Origin of the sequence: Kineococcus indalonis (assembly GCF_009906395.1) — a bacterium.
Taxonomy (GTDB): domain Bacteria; phylum Actinomycetota; class Actinomycetes; order Actinomycetales; family Kineococcaceae; genus Kineococcus; species Kineococcus indalonis.
In genome coordinates, this window is record NZ_JAAALM010000164.1 from 1 (window position 1) to 7,656 (window position 7,656).

Here is a 7,656-nt window from a genome sequence, read left to right on the forward strand (position 1 = left end):
CCCCGGGGGGACGGCCCCCGGGGAGGGGTTCAGGGGCGCTCGACGCCGCGGCCCTGCTCGCGCGCGCCGGTCGCACCGGCACCGCCGGTGCTCCCCGCGGGGCCTCCGGTGCCGGGGCCGGCGCCGGTGCCGGTGGCCTCGGGCACCGCGGACTGCTCGGGGGAGGCCACGCGGCGGCGGCGCGGGTGCTTCTTCTCCTCCACCGCGGGGTTCTCCGGCTCGTCGGGCAGCAGCACGTGGTGCACGTAGCGCAGCACCACGGTGATGATCGCGGCCACCGGCACCGCCAGGAACGCGCCGGTGATGCCGAACAGGGTGCCGCCGATGGTGACCGAGCCGATGACGACGGCCGGGTGCAGCGCGAGGGTCTTGCCCACGAGCAGCGGCTGCAGGACGTTGCCCTCCAGCTGCTGCACCAGCAGCACGATGCCCAGCACGATGAGCGCCTGCACCCAGCCGAGGGTGACCAGGGCCACCAGGGTGGCCAGCACGCCGGTGACGACGGCGCCGACGATGGGGATGAACGCGGCGAAGAAGATGGCCACGGCCAGCGGCAGCGCGAACGGCACGCCGATGATCCACAGGCCCACGCCGATGAAGAGCGCGTCGACGAAGGCCACGGCGGCCTGGGACATGATGTAGCCGCGCACGGTCGCCCAGATCCGCGTGCCCAGCTCGGTGGCGTGGTGGTGGGTGTTGGCGTCCATCCAGCGGCGCGACCACGGCAGCAGCCGGTCGCCGTCGGACAGGCAGAAGAACGTCAGCACCAGCACGAGCAGGAACGTCACCAGGCCGGTGCCGATGCTCGCGCCGACGGTGCCCACGCCGCCGACGACGCCCAGGGCGATGTTCTGGGCGTTGCTCTGCAGCTCGTTGACGCCCTGGTCGACGAGGTCGCCGATCTCCTCCCCGCCGAGGTTCAGCGGCGGGCCGTTGACCCAGCCCTGGACCTGCTCCAGGCCGGCGACGGCGGAGTCGGCCACGTCGCCGGCCTGGCTGGCCACGTTGGGGATGAGGGCGGCGAAGATGCCGACGACCACCGCGAGCAGGATGAGGATGGCCACCAGCGCCGCGATCGAGCGGGGCAGGACCGCGCGCAGCACGTGCGCCAGGGGCCACAGGATCGCGCTGAGCAGGACGGCGAGCAGCAGGGGCAGCAGCAGGGACCACCCCTTGCCGAGCAGCCACAGCAGCCCGGCGACGCCGACGCCCAGCACGAGCAGGCGCAGCGCCCACCGGGACGCTTCGGCGATGCCGCGCTCGACGATGTTCACGGTGCGGGTCGGGCCCGTCGGATCACTCACGGTGGCGATGCTCCCAGGACTGGGCCGTCGCGCCACCCGCGGCGAGCCCGGCCCGCCCGGTCAGCGCCCGCGGGCGATCCACTCCTGCAGGTGCGGGGCCTCGTCGCCGATCGTGGTGCCCTGCCCGTGGCCGGTGCGCACCAGGGTCTCCGGCGGCAGCTCCAGCAGCACGTCGCGGATCGAGGCGACGATGGTGGGGAAGCTGGAGAAGGAGCGGCCCGTGGCGCCCGGCCCGCCGGCGAAGAGGGTGTCGCCGGTGAAGACGGTGCCCAGCGAGGGGGCGTAGAACGAGACCGACCCCGGGGTGTGGCCGGGGGTGTGCAGCACGTGCAGCTCGGTGCCCCCCACGGCGACGACCTCGCCGTGCACGAGGTCGGTGGTGCCCGCCCCGGGACCGCCGGCGGGGTGCGTCAGCTCCCACACCTGGCGGTCGGCGGGGTGCAGCAGCACCGGGACCCGGTGGTCGGCGTCGCTGAAGCGCTCCGCCAGCTGCGGGGCGCGGCGCACGTGGTCGTCGTGGGCGTGGGTGGCCAGCACCGCCAGCAGGCGGCGCCCGCCGACGGCGGCGGCGATGGCCTCCACGTCGTGGGGGGCGTCCACGACGACGACCTCGGAGTCGTCGCCGACCAGCCACACGTTGTTGTCGACGTCGAAGGTCTGCCCGTCCAGGCTGAAGGTGCCCGAGGTGACCAGGTGCTCGATGCGGGCGTTCACGCGCCGGCCCCGTCCATGACGACCACCGAGCGCAGGACCTCCCCGCGCCCCATGGTGGCGAAGGCCTCCTCCACGTCGCCCAGGGCGATGCGCTCGGTGACGAAGGCCTCCAGGGGCAGGCGCCCGCGCGCGTGCAGCTCCAGCAGCGCGGGGAAGTCGCGCTCGGGCAGGCAGTCGCCGTACCAGGAGCTCTTCAGCGCCCCGCCGCGCCCGAAGACGTCCAGCAGCGGCACCTGCAGCTGCACCTGCGGGGTCGGCACCCCCACCAGCACCACGACGCCGGCCAGGTCGCGCGCGTAGAAGGCCTGCCGCCACGTCTCGGGCCGGCCCACCGCGTCGATGACGACGTCGGCGCCGAAACCGTCGGTCAGCTCCTGCACGGCGCGCACCACGCCGTCCTCGTCCAGGCCGCGGGAGTGCACGACGTGGGTGGCGCCCAGCGCCTTGGCCCACGCGAGCTTCTTGTCGTCGATGTCGACCGCGACCACCCGCCGCGCCCCGGCCAGGACCGCCCCGGCGATCGCCGCGCAGCCCACCCCGCCGCAGCCGATCACGGCCACGGTGTCCCCGCGCTGCACGGGGGCGGTGTTCACCGCCGCGCCGATGCCGGCCATCACCCCGCAGCCCAGCAGCCCGGCCACCGCCGGGTCGAAGGAGCGCCCGGTGCCCTCGTAGATCGAGGTGTCGATGCGGGTGGCCTGCCCGGCGGCCACGAGCGTCTTGGGCGCGAACGCGCCGATGCCCAGCGCCGGCGTCAGGGGCGTGCCGTCGGTCAGGGTCATCGCCTGCGCGGCGTTGCGGGTGGCGAAGCAGTACTGCGGCCGCCCGCGCCGGCACGCTCGGCAGCGCCCGCACACCGCGCGCCAGTTCAGCACCACGGTGTCGCCGACGGCGACCTCGTCCACGCCCTCGCCGAGCGCGGCCACGGTGCCGGCGGCCTCGTGGCCGAGCATGAAGGGGAACTCGTCGGTGATGCCGCCCTCGCGGTAGTGCAGGTCGGTGTGGCACACCCCGCACGCGGCGACGTCCACGACCACCTCGCCGGGGCCGGGGTCCGGGACCACGACGTCGACGGTCTCGACGGGCGCGCCCTCGCGGCGCGAGATCACTGCGGGAACGGTCCAGGCCATGCTCCCGACCCTAGGGCAGGGGGCCAGCCCCGGGCCCGGCGAGCGGCGGGGAGGGGCGCGCCCGGCCGGTAGCCTTGCGGGGTGACCCTGCGCCTCCACGACAGCGCCGCCGGCGCGGTGCGCGACTTCGTGCCCCTGCAGCCCGGGCGGGTCGGCGTGTACGTCTGCGGCGCCACCCCGCAGGGCTCCCCGCACCTGGGGCACGTGCGCGCGCAGGTCGCCTTCGACGTGCTGCGCCGCTGGCTGACGGCCACCGGCCACGAGGTGACGATGGTGCGCAACGTCACCGACATCGACGACAAGATCCTCGCGAAGGCCGCCGAGGCGGGCGTGGAGTGGTGGGCGCACGCCCACCGCTTCGAGCGCGAGTTCTCCGCCGCCTACGACGCCCTGGGCGTGCTGCCCCCCACGGTCGAGCCGCGCGCCACCGGCCACGTGCCGGAGATGGTGGAGCTCATCGAGCGGCTCGTCGAGCGCGGCCACGCCTACCCGGCCGCCGACGGCTCCGGCGACGTCTACTTCGACGTCCGCTCCTGGCCGGAGTACGGCAGCCTGACCCACCAGCGGCTGGAGGACATGGAGCCGGCCGCGGACGCCGACCCGCGCGGCAAGCGCGACCCGCGCGACTTCGCGCTGTGGAAGGGCGCCAAGCCCGGCGAGCCGGCCAGCGCCTCCTGGAGCACCCCGTGGGGCCGCGGCCGGCCCGGCTGGCACCTGGAGTGCTCGGCGATGGCCCGGCGCTACCTCGGGCCGCGCTTCGACGTCCACGGCGGCGGGCTGGACCTGCGCTTCCCGCACCACGAGAACGAGCAGGCGCAGTCGCGCGCCGCCGGCGACGGCTTCGCGCAGTACTGGCTGCACAACCACTTCGTGACGATGGCCGGCGAGAAGATGAGCAAGTCGCTGGGCAACGTCCTGGGCGTGCCCAACCTGCTGCGCGAGCACCGCGCCGTGGTGCTGCGCTACTACCTGGTCTCGGCGCACTACCGCACCGCCCTGGAGCACTCGGGCACCTCGCTGGCGGAGGCCGAGGCCGCCTACTCGCGGCTGGAGGGCTTCGTGCGCCGGGCCGCCGAGCGGCTGGGCGCGAGCGCGCCCGTCGGGGGGGTGGCGCCGGGGTTCGCGGCGGCCATGGACGACGACCTGGCCACCCCCGCGGCGCTGGCCTCGCTGCACGAGGCGGCCCGGCGCGGGAACCAGGCGCTGGCCGACGGCGACGAGCGGGCCCTGGCGGGCGCCTGGGGCCACGTGCGCGCCGGGCTGGGCGTGCTGGGCCTGGACCCGCTCAGCGAGCCCTGGGCCTCGCAGGCCGGCACCTCGGACGCGGCGCGCGACGCGCTGGACGTCCTGGTGCGCAGCCGTCTGGACGAGCGCGCGGCCGCCCGCGCCGCGCGCGACTTCGCCACCGCGGACGCGGTGCGCGACTCCCTCAAGGACGCGGGCATCGTGATCGAGGACACGCCCACCGGTGCGCGGTGGGCGTTGGAGGGCGAGAAGTAGTGGCGGGCAACTCCCAGCGCCGAGGCGCTGTCAGCAAGGGCAAGAAGGGCCCCTCCATCGGCACCGGCGGCAAGAACCGCCGGTCGCTGGAGGGCAAGGGCCCCACGCCGAAGGCGACCGAGCGCACCGGCCACCCGGCCGCGGCGCGCGCGGCGAAGGCGGCGCACCGCGCCGCCACGACCAACCCCCGCCCCGGCGGGCGGCCACCGGCGCGGCGCACGGCGAAGAAGACCGGCGAGACCGAGTGGATCGCCGGGCGCAACTCCCTCGTGGAGGCGCTGCGCGCGGGGCTGCCGATCACCGGCGTGTACGTGGCCGCGCGCATCGACTCCGACGACCGCGTCAAGGAGATCCTCGCCGCGGCCGGCGACCGGAGCATCCCGCTGCTGGAGGCCTCCCGCGCCGACCTGGACCGCCTCACCGAGGGCGCGGTGCACCAGGGCGTGGCGGCGTCGGTGCCGCCGTACGAGTACGCGCACCCGGAGGACCTGCTGGACGCCGCCGCCGACTCCGGCCGCCCGCCCCTGGTGGTGGCGCTGGACGGGGTCACCGACCCGCGCAACCTCGGCGCGGTGGTGCGCTCGGTGGCCGCCTTCGGCGGGCACGGCGTCGTGGTGCCCGAGCGCCGCGCGGCGGGCATGACGGCCTCGGCGTGGAAGACGTCGGCCGGTGCCGCGGCGCGGGTGCCGGTGGCGCGCGCCACGAACCTGACCCGCGCGCTGCAGGAGTACAAGGAGGCCGGGCTGTTCGTCGTCGGCCTGGACGCCGACGGCGACGTGGCCCTGCCGCAGCTGCAGCTGGCCGACGGCCCGCTGGTCGTGGTGGTCGGCGCCGAGGGCGCCGGGCTCTCGCGCCTGGTGCGCGAGACGTGCGACCAGGTGGTGAGCATCCCCATGGCCGGGGCGGTGGAGTCCCTGAACGCCGGGGTCGCCGCCGGCATCGCCCTGTACGAGGTCGCCCGTCACCGCTGAACCCCTCACCGCCGGGGCGCCACGCCCCGGTCCGGCACGCCCCGGTCCGGCGCGCCCCGGTCCGGCACGGGCCGGGGCACGCCCGCCCACGCGGGCAGCTCGAACCACGAGGGCAGCGCGCGGCGCAGCGGCCCGGGGCCGCTGAGGCGCACCGCGCCCGAGCGCAGGGCGCGCTGCCACGGCACGTCGCCGCGCCAGACGCGGGTGAGGGTGCGCAGGTCGGTGCGCAGCTCCACGTCGGCGTCGAAGCCGGGGTCGGCGTCGCACAGGTCGACGTCCTCGGCGCTCAGCAGCATCCACCAGTCCCCGGCGGCCGGGGGCCCCTCGAAGCGCACGCGCAGCACGGTGCGCCCGGGCGGCAGCTGCGCGCGCGCCACGGCCAGGTGCATGGACCACACCAGCAGCCCGGGGTCCAGGTCGGCGTCGCCCAGCTCGCCGACCCAGCGGGTGCCCCAGACGCTGAGGGCGCGCACCACCGGTTCCAGCTCGCGCCCGGCGGCGGTCAGGACGTAGCGCACGTCCTCGCCGCGCTGGTGCCGCTCGACGACGCCCGCGGCGGCGAGGGTGTGCAGCCGGCGCGAGAGCAGCGTGGGCGACATGCGCGGCAGCCCGCGGCGCACCTCGCTGAAGCGCTCCGCGCCGCACACCAGCTCGCGCACCACCAGCAGCGTCCAGCGCTCGTCGAGCAGCTCCATCGCCTTGGCGACGGGGCAGAACTGGTGGTAGGGCGCCCCCATCCCGCGAGGGTAGGAGCGGGGCGCGGGGCGCGGAAGGGCCGGTACAGATCGTGCACTGGGCACGGCGGGCCGCAGCGCGCAGCATCGTGCGTGCGCGCGGCGCGGGGCCGCGCGCACCGACGAGGAGGTCGCCGTGAGCGTGGTGGGGAGCGTGCCCGGTGCGGACCGCGCGCTGAAGGAGCGGGCCCGGGCGGTGTGGGCGTCGGGGGACTACCCCTCGGTGGCCCGCGAGGTGATCGCGGACCTGGGCCGCGAGCTCGTCGACGCCGCCGGCGTGGGCCCCGGCGAGCGGGTGCTGGACCTGGCGGCCGGCAGCGGCAACGCGGCCGTGCGCGCGGCCGCGCGCGGCGCCTCGGTGGTCGCCGCGGACCTGACGCCGGAGCTGTTCGACGCCGGGCGCCGCTGGGCGGCCGAGGAGGGCGTGCGGGTGGAGTGGGTGGAGGCGGACGCGGAGGCGCTGCCGTTCGCCGACGCCGCCTTCGACGTGGTGCTCTCCTGCGTGGGCGTGGCCTTCGCTCCCCACCACGAGCGCGCGGCCGCCGAGCTGCTGCGCGTGTGCCGCCCCGGGGGGCGCATCGCGCTGGCCGCCTGGACGCCGGAGGGCTTCGTGGGGCGGGTGTTCGGGGTGCTGGCCCCGTTCGCGCCCGCACCGCCGGCCGGGGTGCAGCCGCCGGCGCTGTGGGGGCGCGAGGAGCACGTGCTGGAGCTGCTGGGCGAGCACGTGGCGGAGGTGCGCCTGCAGCGGCTGCCGCTGCGGGTGGAGCGCTTCGCGGACCCGGCGGCGTTCCGGGAGTTCTTCACCGAGCGCTACGGGCCGGTGCGCGCGGTGCGCTCGGCGCTGGCGCCGCAGCGCGCGGCGGAGCTGGACCAGCGGCTGGAGGAGCTGGCCGCCTCGGCCGCGCTGGGGGGCGCAGGCTTCGCGATGGAGTGGGAGCACCTGCTGCTGACCGCCCGCAGGGTGTGAGTGCCAGGGTGTGAGTGCCAAGGTGTGAGGTGCCTGTGCGCTGTTCGGCCCCGCGTCGCCGCGCGTTCGCCGCGCCGACGCGCGCGCTGCGTAGCGTGCGCCCCTCACCCTGCCCCGACCACGGAGGTGCCCGTGCGCCGTCCCGCGAAGTCCCTGCTGGCAGCCCTGGGCGGTGCCGCCCTGCTGCCGCTGAGCGCCACCGCCGCCGCCGCCGACCCCGACTTCATGCCGCTGGTCAGCGACAACTGGAACAACCTGTTCACGTGGACGGGCGTCGGGGAGATGCCGCAGGAGGAGCGCGCCCGCCTGCACGAGTTCGTGCGGGCCGCGCACCTG

The 7,656-nt window shown here is 76.6% G+C and carries 7 protein-coding genes and 1 pseudogene; 4 read left to right on the forward strand and 4 right to left on the reverse strand.

Annotation, left to right across the window (positions count from 1 at the left end):
- Window positions 1-29 precede the first annotated feature (29 nt).
- From GTR00_RS09995 to GTR00_RS10005, 3 genes are read right to left on the reverse strand one after another with little or no spacing between them, the layout of a single operon-like run.
- On the reverse strand, window positions 30-1,304 hold the full coding sequence (locus GTR00_RS09995; RefSeq protein WP_166611479.1) for an AI-2E family transporter: 1,275 nt from the start codon (window positions 1,302-1,304) through the stop codon (window positions 30-32).
- Window positions 1,305-1,364: 60 nt separating this feature from the next.
- Window positions 1,365-2,018, reverse strand: a complete 654-nt coding sequence (locus GTR00_RS10000; RefSeq protein WP_166611480.1) for an MBL fold metallo-hydrolase — start codon at window positions 2,016-2,018, stop codon at window positions 1,365-1,367.
- Entirely contained in the window at window positions 2,015-3,148 is a 1,134-nt protein-coding gene (locus GTR00_RS10005; RefSeq protein WP_166611481.1) for an S-(hydroxymethyl)mycothiol dehydrogenase, read from the reverse strand. Before GTR00_RS10005 ends, GTR00_RS10000 begins: the two co-directional genes overlap by 4 nt.
- Window positions 3,149-3,229: 81 nt before the next feature.
- Here GTR00_RS10005 and cysS point away from each other — a divergent pair, with 81 nt between their 5' ends.
- Complete coding sequence (gene cysS, locus GTR00_RS10010; RefSeq protein ID WP_166611482.1) at window positions 3,230-4,648, forward strand: cysteine--tRNA ligase; 1,419 nt, start codon at window positions 3,230-3,232, stop codon at window positions 4,646-4,648.
- A complete protein-coding gene (rlmB, locus tag GTR00_RS10015; protein WP_166611483.1) occupies window positions 4,648-5,619 on the forward strand; it encodes a 23S rRNA (guanosine(2251)-2'-O)-methyltransferase RlmB in 972 nt (323 codons plus the stop codon). The genes cysS and rlmB overlap by 1 nt, the downstream gene beginning before the upstream one ends.
- A gap of 5 nt (window positions 5,620-5,624) precedes the next feature.
- On the opposite strand, the gene GTR00_RS10020 is transcribed toward rlmB, so the two are convergent.
- Window positions 5,625-6,356, reverse strand: a complete 732-nt coding sequence (locus tag GTR00_RS10020) for a winged helix-turn-helix transcriptional regulator (RefSeq protein WP_166611484.1) — start codon at window positions 6,354-6,356, stop codon at window positions 5,625-5,627.
- Between the two features lie 133 nt (window positions 6,357-6,489).
- On the opposite strand from GTR00_RS10020, the gene GTR00_RS10025 reads away from it, so the two are divergent.
- Together GTR00_RS10025 and GTR00_RS10030 are read left to right on the forward strand one after the other, a co-directional pair.
- Entirely contained in the window at window positions 6,490-7,320 is an 831-nt protein-coding gene (locus GTR00_RS10025; protein WP_323132376.1) for a class I SAM-dependent methyltransferase, read from the forward strand.
- Between the two features lie 132 nt (window positions 7,321-7,452).
- Window positions 7,453-7,656, forward strand: a pseudogene (locus tag GTR00_RS10030) (hypothetical protein); the annotation flags it as partial.

Bases quoted from the DNA above. Each gene is read 5' to 3' on its own strand.
- GTR00_RS10005 (WP_166611481.1), bottom strand. From the start codon at position 3,148: ATGGCCTGGACCGTTCCCGCAGTGATCTCGCGCCGCGAGGGCGCGCCC.
- GTR00_RS10020 (WP_166611484.1), bottom strand. From the start codon at position 6,356: ATGGGGGCGCCCTACCACCAGTTCTGCCCCGTCGCCAAGGCGATGGAG.